Here is a 14,688-nt window from a genome sequence, read left to right as displayed (position 1 = left end):
GTTTTTAGCCTGGATTTCACACCCATCAGGCTCGTGGTCTGGCGGGGCTCAGAGCCCCGCTGCCACTTCTGTTCCCTGTCGGATTGCGCGTTTGGCGTCCAGCTCCTCCGCCACATCGGCACCACCAATCAGGTGGGCGCGAACGCCGGCTCCGGCGAGCTGGTCGTACAGTGCGCGGAACGGCTCCTGGCCGGCACAGATAATCACGTTATCCACGTTCAGCACCTTGCTCTCTGTCAGCTTGCCGTCCTTGTCCTTGATGGAAATGTGCAGGCCTTCATCGTCAATGCGCTCGTAACTGCAACCGCGCAACATGTCCACGTCGCGGTGCTTGAGGCTGTTGCGGTGCACCCAGCCCGAAGTTTTGCCCAGACCGCCGCCGACCTTGCCAGACTTGCGCTGCATCAGGTAGATCTTGCGGGGAGACGACGTCGGCTTGCGCTCCGCCAGCCCACCCGGGCCCTCAAACTCCGGATTCACGCCCCACTCCGCCTGCCAGTCCGCCACGCTGACCTGCTCGCCTTCCGGGTGGTGGCTGAAATCGTGGGTGAGAAATTCACTGACGTCGAAGCCGATACCACCGGCACCGATAACCGCCACACTCTGGCCAACCGGCTTGTTGTGTCGCAGCACATCCAGATACCCCAACACCTTGGGGTGATCGATGCCGTCGATGTTCGGCGTACGGGGCTTGACACCGGTTGCGATGATCACGTCGTCAAAACCGTCTTCGGTCAGTTGTTGCGCGTCAACGCGGGTGTTGAGCCTGAGATCAATCTCCAGCAGCTCGATCTGGCGCTGGAAATACCGCAGGGTCTCGTAAAACTCTTCCTTGCCGGGAATCCGCTTGGCGTAGTTAAACTGACCACCGATCTTGTCGTCTGCTTCGAACAGCGTCACGTTGTGCCCCCGCTTGGCCGCCGTGGTGGCCGCTGCGAGCCCGGCAGGCCCGGCGCCAACCACTGCTACGCGGCGAACAACCGGCGCAACGGTCAACACCAGTTCGGTTTCATGACACGCTCGGGGGTTCACCAGGCACGACGCACGCTTGGCCTGAAAAACATGGTCCAGACAGGCCTGGTTGCAAGCGATGCAGGTGTTGATCTCATCGGCACGGCCCTGCTCGGCCTTGCGGACAAATTCACTATCAGCCAGCAGCGGTCTCGCCATGGACACCATATCGGCCTTGCCGGCCGCGAGGATGTCCTCGCCCTTTTCCGGGGTATTGATGCGGTTGGTGGTGCAGATCGGGATGTCCACTTCGCCATAGAACTTGGCCGTCACATCGGCGAAACCGCCGCGGGGCACTGACGTTACGATGGTGGGCACCCGCGCCTCGTGCCAGCCAATCCCGGTATTGATGATGGTGGCGCCGGCCTGCTCAATGGCCTTGCCCAGCGTCACGATCTGATCCCAGGTCTGGCCGCCCTCGACCAGATCCAGCATCGACAGTCGATAGATAATGATGAACTCGGGCCCCACCGCTTCGCGCATGCGGCGCACAATCTCGACCGGCAACCGCATGCGGTTCTCGTAGGGGCCGCCCCATTTATCGGTGCGTTTGTTGGTTCGCTCGCACAGGAACTGGTTAATGAAGTACCCCTCGGAACCCATCACCTCGACGCCGTCATAGCCGGCAAACTTCGCCAGCTTCGCGGCATCGACGAAATCGTTGATCTGACGTTCCACACCCTTGGTAGAGAGCGCCCGGGCCTTGAACGGACTGATCGGCGCCTTGGTGGCGGACGCAGACACAATCAGCGGCTGGTACCCGTAACGGCCAGCGTGCAGTAACTGCAGGCAGATCTTACCGCCGGCCTCGTGCACGGCGCCGGTGACATGCCGGTGCAACAGCGCTGTGGCTCGATTGTTCATGGTGGACGACAGGGGCGCCAACTGCCCGACCAGGTTGGGTGAGTATCCGCCGGTGACCATGAGCCCGACCCCGCCTTCAGCCCGCTCCGCAAAATACCGGGCGAACTTATGGATGTTCCAGAAGCGGTCCTCGAGACCGGTATGCATGGACCCCATCAACACCCGGTTCTTGAGTTCCGTGAATCCGAGATCGAGAGGCTTCAACAGGTGCGGGTAGGCTTGGGTCATGGGGTATCTCTTGGTGTTTTCTGGGAAGCCAACATGGTAGCACAGCTAACTACGACTAATGTATGACACCCAAAGGGCCTATAAACCGGATTAATGGCCAGTCGACTTGACCTGCGGGACCGGCCACGTATCATCGGTGCTCGTATCAGACGAGCGGAGCACCCATGACCGAGAGGTCCGACGTGTCACACCAACCCGGTTATTTTCCGGCTACAGCCGAGGTGCATCTTCACCGGGGCCGTCTTCCGTATTTTCCAGACCCACCGCGTTCAGACTGAGTGTCCGCCGCTGACCGCGATTGCACGCGGTAATGCATCGACCGGTGCAGAACAGGTGGCCGGAGACTAAGCTCAGACAACGATTAAACCTCCATCCATGAAATACAAGAAACCAATAAAGAGGTTGCGATGTCGCTACCGCTGGTTGTTTTACTGCCCTTTTTAGGTGCTTTAGCCGCGCCGCTGTTCGCCCAAGGCGGGCGTACGGCCATTGCCATAGCCGCATCGGTGCCAGCTCTCATAGCCCTGGCAGCGCTGTATCCGCACTGGCAGACCCTGGCTGACGGCGGCGTGGTGCTGCACAGCTACCCATGGCTGCCACAGCTCGGACTGTCGTTCAGTTTCCGGCTGGACGGCCTGTCGTTACTCTTTGCGCTGCTGATTCTGTTGATCGGCCTACTGATTATTCTTTATGCCCGCTACTATCTGAAGCCCCAAGAAAACGTCGGTAAATTCTACGCGCTGTTGCTGTGTTTCAAGGGCTCCATGCTCGGCATCGTGCTGTCCAGCAACCTGCTCCTCATGATGATTTTCTGGGAGCTGACCAGTCTGACCTCGTTCCTGCTGATCAGTTTCTGGACCCACAAACAGGACGCGCGCCGGGGCGCCCGGATGGCGCTGGCAGTGACCGGTGGTGGTGGTCTGGCACTGCTTGCCGGCATTCTGATCATCGGCAATATTGTCGGCAGCTTCGAGCTTGACGCTGTGCTGGCCGCCGGCGACCAGATCAAGGCTCACAGCCTCTACCCCGTTGCCTTGACCCTGGTGCTGCTCGGGGCCTTTACCAAGTCGGCGCAGTTCCCGTTTCATTTCTGGCTGCCCCACGCCATGCAGGCACCCACACCGGTTTCCGCCTACCTGCATTCCGCCACCATGGTCAAAGCGGGCATATTTCTTATGGCCCGCCTCTACCCTGCCCTGGCAGGCACCGAGCAGTGGTTTTACATGGTCAGCTTTACCGGCATGGCCACGCTGCTCATTGGCGCCTATGTCGCCATGTTCAAACATGACCTGAAGGGCCTGCTGGCGCACTCCACGGTCAGCCACCTGGGCCTGATTACCCTGCTGTTTGGCATGGGGACTCAGCTGGCCGCGGTGGCGGCGGTGTTCCACGTGATCAACCACGCCATCTTCAAAGCGTCGCTGTTCATGGCGGCGGGCATTATTGACCACGAGACCGGCACCCGTGACATGCGGCGTATCAACGGGCTCTGGCGCTACATGCCCCACACCGCCACCCTGGCGATGGTGGCGGCCTCGTCCATGGCAGGCATTCCTCTGCTGAACGGGTTCCTGAGCAAGGAGATGTTCTTCGCCGAATCACTGGCACTGAATCTCCCGGGGCTCTGGGCCTGGCTGCCACCGATCGTCGCGACCCTCGCCGGGGTGTTCGCGGTGGCCTACTCAGCCCGCTTTATCCACGACGTTTTTTTCAACGGCAAACCGGTCGACTTGCCAATTTACCCGCCCCACGAGCCACCGCGCTATATGAAATTTCCGGTAGAAATCCTCGTGTTCGCCTGCATCATGGTGGGCCTGTTTCCCGCGGTTTCTGTGGGGCCACTGCTGTTCATGGCAGCTTCGGCAACGCTTGGCGGTGATGTGCCAGAGTACACCCTTGCGATTTACCATGGCTTCAACCTCCCGTTGTTCATGAGCTTTTTGGCCCTTTTCGGTGGGTTGCTTATGTACAGTCAGCGTCAGCGCTTTTTCGACTTCCACGCGCGGTTCAAGGAGATTGATGAGAAAGCGGTATTCGAAGCGGCCGTGCTACGCATAGTCGATCTGGCGAACAGACTGACTTCTCGGTTGGAGAATGGCTCGCTTCAGAGGTACGCCATGCTTCTTTTCGTGAGCGTCATTGCAGTCGCAGCCCTGCCGATTCTTGATCTCGGTATTTTTGTTGGCGCGAACGGCCTCAGCCCAGTGGATTTGCCAACGGCGATCGCGGCCGGGTTGCTGATTCTCTGCGCCCTGACCACAGCAGCCCTCCACCGGCAACGGTTCTATGCCCTGGTGCTTCTGAGCGTTGTGGGTCTGGTTGTGGCGCTGGCCTTCGCCCGATTCTCGGCACCAGACCTGGCCATGACCCAGCTTTCCGTTGAAGTGGTGACCATCGTTCTCCTCATGCTGGCGATCTTCTACATGCCTAGCTGGACGCCGATTGAAACGCCACTGAAACGTCGGCTCAGGGACATTGCCATCGCGGCGACCGCCGGCTTGGGCATGGCATTGCTGACCCTCGCTATGCTGACCCAACCGTTCAGTTCGATTTCTGATTTCTTCCTGGAGAACAGCAAAACCGGCGGCGGAGGGACCAATGTGGTCAACGTAATTCTGGTGGACTTCCGCGGATTTGATACGCTGGGCGAAATCACTGTCCTGGCCATTGCGGCCCTTGGCATTTACGCCATGCTCAAGAACACACCCCTGACGCCACCGCCGAGCGACGGGGAGGGCCACGCCTGGACAAGGGACTCTCACCCGCTGATGCTGCAGTTGATTGCCCGGCCCATGCTTCCATTGGCTCTGATGGTGTCCGCGTTCATTTTCCTGCGCGGCCATAATCTTCCAGGCGGTGGATTCATCGCCGGTCTGATCACCTCGGTTGCCCTGATCCTTCAGTATATTGCCGCTGGCATGAACTGGACCGAAGACCGGATTTCTTTCCGTTACCATAACGTCATCGGTTTAGGCCTGTTGTTCGCAACCGTCGCGGGCGCCGGGAGCCTCGCTTTCGGCTATCCATTCCTGACTTCCACATTCGATTACATAACCTGGCCCGTCGTTGGCAAATTTGAGGTTGCGTCTGCCCTGGTATTTGATCTGGGCGTCTATCTGACAGTTATTGGCGCTACCCTGCTTGCGTTGGTCAGTATCGGTCGGCTGTCTCCCCACTCCGCCATCAATAGCAAAAAGGAGGCTGCGTAATGGAGCTGGTTTTCGCGCTTGTCATTGGCGCACTCACGGCATCAGGAATTTATCTTATCCTGCGCGCTCGCACCTTTCCGGTAGTCGTCGGACTGACCCTTTTGTCTTACGGAGTGAACCTTTTCCTGTTTTCCAGCGGGCGCCTGGCAACAGGTAAACAGCCCATCCTTGGTACCGCAACCAGCTACTCTGACCCTCTGCCACAGGCACTGGTACTGACGGCCATCGTTATCGGCTTTGCCATGACGGCATTTGTTGTTGTGTTGTCTCTGCGCAATCTGGCCGACAACGAGGACGACCATGTGGACGGCAAACAACCCTATAAATCACCGGCACCGGAGAAAGAAGACGTGGAGGTAACCGGTAAATGAACCACTGGCTTACCGCACCCGTTCTGATTCCCCTACTAGGTGGCATTCTTCAGGCCTTCATGGGCTATGCACCGATCAGCCTTCGGCGGACGCTGGCGCTGGCTACATCTGTCCTTATGCTGGTATCCGCCATTATCCTTCTGGCACTGGCGGACGACGGCACTTACCGGATCTATGCGTTCGGTAACTGGCAACCACCATTCGGGATAGTCCTCGTGCTGGACCGGCTCGCAGCCCTCATGCTGATCCTGACAGCCGTTCTTGCCCTGTTCTGTCACATCTATTCGATCGGTGGCGCAGATGAGGGCAATCGCCAATTCCATGCGCTGTTTCTGTTCCAACTGATGGGCCTGAACATTGCCTTCCTCACCGGAGACCTGTTCAACCTGTTCGTGGCTTTCGAAGTTCTCCTGATTGCCTCCTACGGCTTGTTGATGCATGGCGGCGGGACTGTAAGAACCGTTCCAGGCCTGCATTATGTTGTGCTGAATCTGATTGGCTCTGCGGTCTTCCTGATCAGTGTCGGCATGATCTACAGCGTCACCGGCACTCTGAACATGGCAGATCTGGCGGTCAAAATCCCCGAAGTTTCCGGAGAGAGCCTGAATATCGTCAAGGCCGGTGGCATGATGTTACTGGTGGTCTTCGGTCTGAAGGCAGCCATTCTGCCCCTGTGCTTCTGGCTACCCAGAGCCTACTCAAAAGCCACCGCACCGGTCGCTGCACTGTTTGCCGTGATGACAAAGGTTGGTATCTATGCCATTTTGAGGGTGTATCTGCTGATTTTCGGCGACGATGCGGGCGAACTATCGAATCTCGGCATGGACTGGCTGTTCCCCATTGCCCTTGCCACCCTCGCGATGGGCGTTATCGGCGCGCTGGGATCCGGCAGCCTGAAAACGTTGGTCGCCTGGCAGGTCATCATTTCGGTGGGTACATTGCTGGCGCCAATTGCACTTGGCTCCGAAGCCGGCCTGTCTGCTGCGCTCTTTTATCTACTCAGCACGACCTGGACAGTAGGTGGTCTGTTCCTTGTGTCGGAGCTGGTGGCCAATCAGCGAGGCTCGGCCGGGGACCGCATCATCACGGCTCCCAGAATGCACAACCGAACCTTTCTCAGCGTGCTTTTCCTGGTTGGGGCTGTGGCTGCGGCAGGCCTGCCGCCACTGAGCGGCTTCTTCGGCAAGGTACTGATCCTGAAATCCGTTGAGCCGGGAACCGAAATGGCCTGGCTCTGGTCAGTCCTTCTGGTCGGCAGCTTCCTGACCGTTATCGCCTACAGCCGCGCAGGCAGCATTGTTTTTTGGCGAACAGTAGAGGGCCACGTGGAAAAAACAGCCCCACTCAACGCCAGAATTTCTGTTGCAGCCGGCGCACTGACTGCACTGGCGGTGATTATGGTCATACTTGCTGGCCCGATTACCCGATACACCGATGCAACAGCAGCGCAACTGCACAATCAGGATGCCTACATCGAAATCCTACAAACCCCTATGGTCAGGGAGGATAACTAATGCTTGATCGCCTCAGTTTCCCTCAGCCCTGGCTGAGTCTGATCCTTTTTGTCACCTGGCAATTTCTGAGTGACGGAATCAGCGGCGGCAGTCTTGTCCTCGGTCTTATCCTGGCGTGGGGTATACCGCAGATGACTCAGGGTTTTTGGCCTGACCCTCCAGCATTCATCAACGCCTGGAGAATGCCCGCATATCTCATGCGAGTTGTCCGTGACATTGTGGCAGCCAGCTTCGAGGTAGCAAGACTCATTCTCAGCCCGCGTCCGGTGCGCCCTGCATTCGTCTGCTATCCCCTGGAGCTGGAGCACCCTCTTGCCATAACGATTTTGGCCAGCACGATTTCCCTGACGCCGGGTACCGTCAGCGCCGATGTCAGTGATGACAACAAGCTGCTGTTGATTCATGCCCTCGACGCGGAAAATGATCAGGAAGTCATCGACACAATCCGCAACCGTTATGAGAAGCCTCTGCTGGAGATGTTCCGATGATGATTTTCGCTCTCTACATCACCATTGCCATGGTCACGCTGGCGGTGCTTTTGAACGTTTACCGCCTGATCAAAGGCCCGGACGCACCGGACAGAGTCCTGGCCCTCGATACGCTCTATATTAATGCCATCGCTCTGATCATCCTGTTGGGCATCACACTGGGTACACGTATGTACCTCGAAGCGGCCCTGCTCATTGCCGTTATGGGCTTTGTCGGAACCGTTGCCATGGCCAAATATCTGAAACGGGGCAGCGTCATTGAGTGAGCCCGCGCCAGACAAAACCCTGTTTTTGGGAGGACAAATCGGATGAACCCGTACGCTGAATACGCCATCGCCCTGCTGCTATTGATCGGGGGGGCGTTTACCCTGATAGGCGCCATTGGACTCGCTCGCCTTCCGGATTTTTTTACCCGCCTGCATGGGCCCACCAAGGCTACCACGGTCGGAGTAGGTGCTATCGTGATCAGCTCGGTGATCTACTTCAGTACAGTTGGACAGGGCATTGGTATTGAGGAGTTCCTGATTACGGCCTTTCTGTTTATGACTGCCCCCGTAAGCGCCAACTTCCTCGCAAAATCAGCCATGCATCTGAAGGTTAAAACCACAGAAAACACCCGGGGCCAACCCTGGGACCAATGAGTCTACCGACCATTTTCTGAGAACCTTTTTCACCAAGGAGTCGTATTAAATACTGGTTTTAAAAAAACGCCGTTAACCGCAGGACGTTTTAACTTGGGTCGTAAAGGAGCACCCTTGCATGATGTTACTGGCTGTGCTTTCGGGATTTTTGCTGGCGGTGGCGGTTCCCGCGCTCTATCGCGTGGCAGGCAAACACATTGGCTGGGTGCTGGCCATTCTCCCCGCATTGCTCACGGCCTATTTTGTCAGCCTCATCCCGGCGGTCAGCGGCGGTGAAACTCTTCTGATTCGTAACCAGTGGATGCCCGGCCTCGGCGTCTCGCTGGACTTCATGGTTGATGGCCTGGCTCTGGTCTTCGCGCTTCTGATCAGCGGTATCGGAACGTTTATCCTGATCTATGCCGGCTCCTACCTCCAGGGCCACAAGGATCTCGGCCGATTCTACGTCATCATGCTGTCGTTCATGGCGTCGATGCTTGGGCTGGTGTTATCCGATAACCTCATCACTTTTTTCGTGTTCTGGGAACTGACCAGCATCACGTCCTACATGCTGATCGGCTTCAACCATGAAGATGCAGAAGCCAGGAAATGCGCCCTGCAGGGGCTCTTCGTCACAGCGGGAGGCGGCCTGGTACTGATGGCCGGCCTGATTCTCCTGATCTTCATCACCGGGAGCTATTCGTTCTCCGAGATACTGGCATCCGACCTGGCCATTCACGACCATGGTTTCTACACCGCAGCGGCGGTTTGCATACTCATCGGAGCCTTCACCAAATCTGCGCAGGTACCATTTCACTTCTGGTTACCCAATGCCATGGCTGCGCCTACCCCCGTTTCTGCCTACCTGCACTCGGCGACCATGGTCAAAGCCGGCGTCTATCTGCTGGCGCGCCTGAATTCATCCATGGACGGGGATGCGCTGTGGAGCAACTCCCTGATGTTTTTTGGCGCTGCAACCATGCTCACTGGCGCCTACCTGGCCTTCAGTAGCACCGGCATCAAGAAGGTGCTGGCCTACTCGACGGTCATGGCGCTGGGCACCCTCACCATGCTCATCGGGATCGGCACAGAAAAGGCGATCATCGCTTTCGTCTGCGTTCTGGTGGCGCACTCGCTGTATAAGGGCGCCTTGTTCATGCTTGCGGGCGCGCTGGACCACGAAACCGGCACCAAAGACATCACGAAAATGGGCGGGCTCTGGCGCAGCATGCCCAGGACTGCGGTAATTACCGGGCTGGCTGCATTGTCGCTGGCAGGTCTTCCGCCACTCTTCGGTTTCGTTGCCAAGGAATTGATGTTCGAGTCGGTTATCAACTCGCCGGTGTGGCCCTGGGCGCTCCTGACCGCGGCTGTCGCTTCTTCGATTCTGGTCGTGGCCGTAGCGGGACTGGTTTTCCTGAAGCCGTTTTTCGGTCCCGTTCGCATCACTCCGAAACAGCCCCACGACGCCCCCGCCGCCATGTTGATTGGCCCGGCCGTATTGACCCTGCTGGCGCTGATTTTTGGCGTGGCGCCGTTTGTGCCCGCAACCTTCGTGCTGGATGCCACAGTCTCATCCGTCTATGGCAGTGGGGTAAAGTCGGCTCTGGCCCTTTGGCACGGAGTAAATGTTCCGTTGATGCTGTCTGGCGCCAGCCTGCTGGCGGGCTCCCTGCTTTTCGTAACCTGGCAGCGGCTTCATCCAACGCTTTACGCCGTCAACACGGCCACCAGCCGCTTTGGTCCTGAGGCGGGCTTTTTCCGATTCATGCTCGGGATCACCCAGGTTGCAAGCTGGCAAACCCGAGTCCTGCAGAACGGGGTTCTCGGCATCTATCTGCTGATCCTCGTTCTGGTCACCTTCGGTCTGACGGGCTATACGCTGTTCACCCGCCACGGCTTTCAGCTGGATTTCGATTTCAGCAACGGCTACTTCTACGAGTTTGGCATCGCTCTTCTTATTGTCGCGGCAACCGTCTTTGCCAGCGTCACCCGGTCCCGGCTGGGCTCCGTTGCCTCGGTCGGTGTGCTGGGTTTCGGGGTGGCCCTGATATTCATCCACTTCAGCGCTCCGGATCTTGGCATCACGCAGCTCCTGGTGGAGACGCTGACTGTGATATTGCTGGTTCTGGTGCTCTTCAAACTGCCGCCTTTCGTCAACCTCTCATCGCCATGGGAACGTTATCGGGACCTGGCGGTGGCGGTTTTTGCCGGCGCGATCATGACCCTGCTGATGCTTGCGGTGCTGGATATCCAGTACTTCGACAGTATCTCCAGTTATTACATTGAAAACAGTTATGGCCTGGCCTTCGGCAAAAACATCGTCAATGTAATTCTGGTGGATTTCAGGCAGCTGGACACCCTTGGAGAAATCTTTGTTCTGGGCCTTGCGGCGATGGGTGTCTACTCGATGGTCAAACTCAGGGCGGAGGACCAGCATAAGCCATGAAAACCAACACGCTCATTCTCCACACCGCCGCGCTTGCCATTATGCCGCTACAACTGATGTTTTCGGTGTTCCTGCTTCTGCGCGGGCACGACGAACCCGGCGGCGGTTTTATCGGTGGACTGGTGGCGGCAAGTGCTTTCGTGCTCTACGCCTTTGCCTTTGGGGCTGAATCAACCCGCAAGCTGCTGCGTGTCAGCCCGCGGGATATTCTGGCGGCCGGTTTGCTCTTCGGTCTCGCCTCAACAATCCCTGCCTTCTGGACTGGCCAGGCCATGCTTACCGCACTCTGGTGGGAGGTTCCACTCCCCGGTGAAGGCTATCTGAAACTATCAACCGTTCTGATTTTTGACGTTGGCGTGTACCTGGCCGTCCTGGGCACGCTGATGACCTTTGTGATCAGCCTGATGGAGTCGGAAGAATGAATCGTGCATTCATTGACAGGGAGGTGGCTCAGTTATGGAAACCTTGATGGCCTATGTCGTCGGGCTGCTTTTTACAGCCAGCATATACATGATGCTGCGCCGCTCTATCGTCAAACTCGTCATTGGCCTGATCATTCTGAGCAATGCGGCCAACCTTCTGATTTTCGTCGTCGCGGGTTTGACCCGGGGCGCGCCACCTCTGATTCCTGATGGGGCGAGCGAAGTCGTTGGCGCAGTGGCCGACCCATTGCCACAGGCCCTTATTCTCACCGCCATTGTGATTGCTTTCAGCGTCCTGGCGTTCGCCGTGGTTCTGATCCGTCGTGCCTACGAAGTGGTCGGAACCGATGACCTGGACAAGATGAAGGATACGGATACTTGAACCCGGAACTCGTTCTCCCGATCCTGATACCCCTGACAGCCGGAGCTCTGTCCCTGGCATTCTGGCGCTCCATCAAGCTTCAGCGGATCCTTGCCGTTATTGCCACCGGGCTGTTGCTGGCGGCCGGCATCTGGCTCATGCGCTCAACCATTGAGCAGGGCTTCCTGGTGGTGGAAATGGGCAGTTGGCCTGCGCCCTTCAGCATTGTGCTGGTGTCCGATGTTCTTGGCGCCATCATGATTGTGCTAACCGGCATTATCGGCCTTGCCATCGCAATCTATTCGCTGGCATCAACGCCGAAAGGTCATGAAAAATTCGGTTATTACCCCCTGATGCACCTGCTGCTTGCCGGCGTGGCCGGAGCCTTTCTGACTGGCGATATTTTCAACCTGTTCGTCTGGTTCGAGGTGATGCTGCTCGCATCGTTTGCTCTTCTGACCCTGGGCGGAGAACGAGCCCAGATGGAAGGCGCCATCAAGTACGTGACCCTGAACCTGTTCTCGTCGGCTATTTTTCTCTCCGCCGTCGGCCTGCTTTACGGGATGGTGGGCACCCTGAACATGGCGGACATCGCCCAAAAACTGAACAGCGTGGAAGACCCGGGCATGGTGACGGTGGTCTCCTTGCTGTTCATGGTATCGTTTGGCATCAAGGCGGCAGCGTTCCCGCTGTTTTTCTGGCTCCCTGCCTCCTATCACACGCCACAAGTCGCCGTCTCAGCACTGTTTGCAGGGCTGCTGACCAAGGTCGGGGTTTACGCGCTCTATCGGGTATTTACGCTGATCTTCACGCAAGATGTCGCCTACACCCACACCATACTGCTTTGGGCCGCTGCCCTGACAATGCTGACCGGCGTGCTCGGCGCCGCGGCGCAGTTTGAATTCCGGCGAATCCTGTCTTTCCACATAGTCAGCCAGATCGGCTACATGCTACTGGGGCTGGCGCTATTCACGCCTCTGGCCCTGATTGGTGGCGTGTTCTACATCATGCACCACATCATTGTGAAGACGAATCTGTTCCTGGTAAGCGGCATCACCTACCGTCTCCTTGGGAGCTATGAGCTGAAGAACCTGGGCGGAGTTTACCGTCAGCGCCCGTACCTGGCTCTGTTGTTTTTGATCCCGGCGCTGTCGCTCGCCGGTATTCCGCCTTTGTCCGGCTTTTTCGCCAAGTTTATTGTGGTGAGAGCAAGCCTGGAGGCCGGTGAATATGTGGTCTCGGCCATCGCTCTGCTGGTTGGCTTGCTGACTCTGTATTCAATGATCAAGATCTGGGCGGAAGTGTTCTGGAAAAAGGTTCCCGACCATGTGACCGATGTCCGCAGGCTCAACGGCGAGATAAAGGACGCGCACAACTGGGCCTACTATGTGCCGGTGGTCGGGCTTGCGGCTTGTACGCTCATTATTGGTCTTTACGGGCAGCCCATTTACGTTCTGGCCGAGACGGCCGCAGACCAGTTGATGAACCCGCAGCTATACATAGAGGCGGTTCTTGGAGGGATGCCGAAATGATCGGTCTGTTCTGGAACCTGCTACTTGCAATCGCCTGGGTGGTTCTCAGTGGCAGCGTCACTGCCATGAACCTGCTGGCCGGTTTCTGTTTTGGCTACATTGCGCTCATGGTTCTACAAAACCAGGTGCCGGCTTTGAAGGGCTACTCCCGGAGAATTCCGAGACTCATCGCCTTCCTGGCCTTTTTCCTTAAGGAGCTGGTGAAATCGAACCTGCGGGTTGCTTACGATGTCGCCACGCCGGTTTGGCACATGAAGCCCGGTGTCATCGCATTCCCGCTACAGGCAAATACCGACATGGAGATCATGTTTGTCAGTAGTGTGATCTCCCTGACACCAGGGACTCTCAGCCTGGATGTGTCCGATGATCGACGGGTGCTGTTTATCCACGCCATGTTTCTTCAGGACGAGGAGCAGCTCAGAAATGACCTGAGAGAACTGGAACACCGAATCCTCAAGGTTATGCGCTAGGAGGCCACCGTGCTCGGAATCGCCATTAATATTGTTTATCTCATGCTGTCCCTGGCGTTACTTTTTGCCTTCATCCGGTTAACCCGGGGCCCTTCCCTGGCAGACCGAGTGGTTGCGCTTGAGCTGATTGCATCCGTGGTGGTTGGCTATGTTGGTGTTCATGCCATTGATACCGGTGTTTCCAGTTTTCTTGACGTGGCTATCGTGATATCCCTCACCGCTTTCCTCGCGGCAATCGGGTTCGCCAGGTTCCTGGAGCGCGGAGGCGTCACGGATGAGTGAAATTTTCGTTTCCATCCTCTTGCTGGCAGGGGCCTCGTTCATGGTGCTTGCAGCCATCGGCATCGTGAGGTTGCCGGACCTGCCAACACGCATGCATGCATCCACCAAAGCGGGTGCGATGGGCGCCATACTGACGATGGCCGGGGTGGCGCTGCATTTCTCCGACAGCGCTGTCGCGGCACGGGCGATCGCCTTCATCGTGTTTATTCTTTTAACGGCTCCGATAGCGGCCCACGTCATCGGCAGAGCGGGATACTTCACTGGAATAACGCTGTGGAGCGGCACCACCAAAGACGAACTGCGTGAGCGTTACGATCCGGACAGTCACAAGCTCTACAGCGGACTTGAGAACAAATCGGAGCAGGCTGCCTCATCCAGGAAGCGGGACGATTCAGATTGATGATTTTGTCATTGGAAGTGCAAGAAAATCCCGTATAGTAGGCCTCCAAATTTTTTCCAGGAGCCCAGCACATGCTGAAAGTGAACGAGTACTTCGACGGCAAGGCCAAATCCATCGCGTTCCAGACCTCCACTCTCCCCGCCACCGTGGGTGTTATCAGCCCGGGTGACTATGAGTTTGGCACCAGCAAGAAGGAAACCATGACTGTCGTCAGTGGGGCCCTGACCGTGCTGCTGCCAGGCATGGAAGAGTGGATGACCTACGGTGCCGGCGAAAGCTTCGACGTGGCCGGTCAGGCCAGCTTCAAAGCAAAAACCGATATCGATACCGCCTACCTCTGCACTTACGAGTAACCGTCAGCTCACTGTCACCTGAGCGACATCCCAGAGCGAAATGCAGTATTCCTAACACCTGATTCGCTCTGGCTTTTTTCCTCTTTTCAAGGTTTTCGTTTGCCGAAAAATGTG

At 57.4% G+C, this 14,688-nt stretch carries 15 protein-coding genes; 14 read left to right on the top strand and 1 reads right to left on the bottom strand.

Translation table 11 applies throughout. The annotated features are described in order from the left end of the window. Window positions 1–48 precede the first annotated feature (48 nt). Window positions 49–2,103, bottom strand: a complete 2,055-nt coding sequence (locus R0125_RS03515; RefSeq protein ID WP_317237160.1) for an NADPH-dependent 2,4-dienoyl-CoA reductase — start codon at window positions 2,101–2,103, stop codon at window positions 49–51. 407 nt (window positions 2,104–2,510) lie between these two features. On the opposite strand from R0125_RS03515, the gene R0125_RS03510 reads away from it, so the two are divergent. The 14 genes from R0125_RS03510 to R0125_RS03445 all read left to right on the top strand — a co-directional run bounded on the left by R0125_RS03510 (window position 2,511) and on the right by R0125_RS03445 (window position 14,574). Continuing rightward, entirely contained in the window at window positions 2,511–5,312 is a 2,802-nt protein-coding gene (locus tag R0125_RS03510) for a monovalent cation/H+ antiporter subunit A (RefSeq protein WP_317237159.1), read from the top strand. Then, window positions 5,312–5,683, top strand: coding sequence for a Na+/H+ antiporter subunit C (locus R0125_RS03505; protein WP_317237158.1), 372 nt, complete (start codon window positions 5,312–5,314; stop codon window positions 5,681–5,683). Before R0125_RS03510 ends, R0125_RS03505 begins: the two co-directional genes overlap by 1 nt. Continuing rightward, the gene (locus R0125_RS03500) at window positions 5,680–7,197 is read left to right on the top strand and encodes a monovalent cation/H+ antiporter subunit D (protein WP_317237156.1); all 1,518 of its coding nucleotides are present in this window, start codon (window positions 5,680–5,682) and stop codon (window positions 7,195–7,197) included. The genes R0125_RS03505 and R0125_RS03500 overlap by 4 nt, the downstream gene beginning before the upstream one ends. Continuing rightward, entirely contained in the window at window positions 7,197–7,685 is a 489-nt protein-coding gene (locus R0125_RS03495) for a Na+/H+ antiporter subunit E (protein ID WP_317237155.1), read from the top strand. Before R0125_RS03500 ends, R0125_RS03495 begins: the two co-directional genes overlap by 1 nt. After that, window positions 7,682–7,951, top strand: coding sequence for a K+/H+ antiporter subunit F (locus R0125_RS03490; RefSeq protein ID WP_317237154.1), 270 nt, complete (start codon window positions 7,682–7,684; stop codon window positions 7,949–7,951). Before R0125_RS03495 ends, R0125_RS03490 begins: the two co-directional genes overlap by 4 nt. 42 nt (window positions 7,952–7,993) lie before the next feature. Continuing rightward, a complete protein-coding gene (locus R0125_RS03485) occupies window positions 7,994–8,326 on the top strand; it encodes a Na+/H+ antiporter subunit G (protein WP_317237153.1) in 333 nt (110 codons plus the stop codon). Window positions 8,327–8,444: 118 nt separating this feature from the next. Beyond that, window positions 8,445–10,754, top strand: coding sequence for a putative monovalent cation/H+ antiporter subunit A (locus R0125_RS03480; protein ID WP_317237152.1), 2,310 nt, complete (start codon window positions 8,445–8,447; stop codon window positions 10,752–10,754). Next, complete coding sequence (locus tag R0125_RS03475) at window positions 10,751–11,176, top strand: Na+/H+ antiporter subunit B (protein WP_317237151.1); 426 nt, start codon at window positions 10,751–10,753, stop codon at window positions 11,174–11,176. The genes R0125_RS03480 and R0125_RS03475 overlap by 4 nt, the downstream gene beginning before the upstream one ends. A gap of 34 nt (window positions 11,177–11,210) precedes the next feature. Then, a complete protein-coding gene (locus R0125_RS03470) occupies window positions 11,211–11,558 on the top strand; it encodes a Na+/H+ antiporter subunit C (RefSeq protein ID WP_148609383.1) in 348 nt (115 codons plus the stop codon). Further along, a complete protein-coding gene (locus tag R0125_RS03465; protein WP_317237150.1) occupies window positions 11,555–13,069 on the top strand; it encodes a Na+/H+ antiporter subunit D in 1,515 nt (504 codons plus the stop codon). The genes R0125_RS03470 and R0125_RS03465 overlap by 4 nt, the downstream gene beginning before the upstream one ends. Continuing rightward, complete coding sequence (locus tag R0125_RS03460) at window positions 13,066–13,539, top strand: Na+/H+ antiporter subunit E (RefSeq protein ID WP_317237149.1); 474 nt, start codon at window positions 13,066–13,068, stop codon at window positions 13,537–13,539. The genes R0125_RS03465 and R0125_RS03460 overlap by 4 nt, the downstream gene beginning before the upstream one ends. 9 nt (window positions 13,540–13,548) lie before the next feature. Then, window positions 13,549–13,821: a monovalent cation/H+ antiporter complex subunit F gene (locus R0125_RS03455; protein WP_317237148.1), complete on the top strand. Its 273-nt coding sequence runs from the start codon at window positions 13,549–13,551 to the stop codon at window positions 13,819–13,821. After that, window positions 13,814–14,221 carry a monovalent cation/H(+) antiporter subunit G gene (mnhG, locus tag R0125_RS03450; RefSeq protein WP_317237147.1) on the top strand — a complete coding sequence of 136 codons (408 nt, stop codon included), beginning with the start codon at window positions 13,814–13,816 and terminating at the stop codon, window positions 14,219–14,221. Before R0125_RS03455 ends, mnhG begins: the two co-directional genes overlap by 8 nt. Window positions 14,222–14,292: 71 nt before the next feature. Further along, window positions 14,293–14,574 carry a pyrimidine/purine nucleoside phosphorylase gene (locus R0125_RS03445; protein WP_248182007.1) on the top strand — a complete coding sequence of 94 codons (282 nt, stop codon included), beginning with the start codon at window positions 14,293–14,295 and terminating at the stop codon, window positions 14,572–14,574. Window positions 14,575–14,688: the final 114 nt, after the last annotated feature.

Origin of the sequence: Marinobacter sp. M-5 (genome assembly GCF_032911545.1) — a bacterium.
Classification (GTDB): Bacteria; Pseudomonadota; Gammaproteobacteria; order Pseudomonadales; family Oleiphilaceae; genus Marinobacter; species Marinobacter goseongensis.
This window is presented reverse-complemented; position numbering and strand designations above follow the sequence as displayed.

What these genes read in the sequence shown, in the direction of transcription:
- R0125_RS03460 (WP_317237149.1), top strand. Translation starts at nt 13,066, where the DNA reads ATGATCGGTCTGTTCTGGAACCTGCTACTTGCAATCGCCTGGGTGGTT.
- mnhG (WP_317237147.1), top strand. Translation starts at nt 13,814, where the DNA reads ATGAGTGAAATTTTCGTTTCCATCCTCTTGCTGGCAGGGGCCTCGTTC.
- R0125_RS03510 (WP_317237159.1), top strand. Translation starts at nt 2,511, where the DNA reads ATGTCGCTACCGCTGGTTGTTTTACTGCCCTTTTTAGGTGCTTTAGCC.
- R0125_RS03505 (WP_317237158.1), top strand. Translation starts at nt 5,312, where the DNA reads ATGGAGCTGGTTTTCGCGCTTGTCATTGGCGCACTCACGGCATCAGGA.
- R0125_RS03495 (WP_317237155.1), top strand. Translation starts at nt 7,197, where the DNA reads ATGCTTGATCGCCTCAGTTTCCCTCAGCCCTGGCTGAGTCTGATCCTT.
- R0125_RS03485 (WP_317237153.1), top strand. Translation starts at nt 7,994, where the DNA reads ATGAACCCGTACGCTGAATACGCCATCGCCCTGCTGCTATTGATCGGG.
- R0125_RS03475 (WP_317237151.1), top strand. Translation starts at nt 10,751, where the DNA reads ATGAAAACCAACACGCTCATTCTCCACACCGCCGCGCTTGCCATTATG.
- R0125_RS03470 (WP_148609383.1), top strand. Translation starts at nt 11,211, where the DNA reads ATGGAAACCTTGATGGCCTATGTCGTCGGGCTGCTTTTTACAGCCAGC.
- R0125_RS03515 (WP_317237160.1), bottom strand. Translation starts at nt 2,103, where the DNA reads ATGACCCAAGCCTACCCGCACCTGTTGAAGCCTCTCGATCTCGGATTC.
- R0125_RS03480 (WP_317237152.1), top strand. Translation starts at nt 8,445, where the DNA reads ATGATGTTACTGGCTGTGCTTTCGGGATTTTTGCTGGCGGTGGCGGTT.
- R0125_RS03500 (WP_317237156.1), top strand. Translation starts at nt 5,680, where the DNA reads ATGAACCACTGGCTTACCGCACCCGTTCTGATTCCCCTACTAGGTGGC.
- R0125_RS03490 (WP_317237154.1), top strand. Translation starts at nt 7,682, where the DNA reads ATGATGATTTTCGCTCTCTACATCACCATTGCCATGGTCACGCTGGCG.
- R0125_RS03445 (WP_248182007.1), top strand. Translation starts at nt 14,293, where the DNA reads ATGCTGAAAGTGAACGAGTACTTCGACGGCAAGGCCAAATCCATCGCG.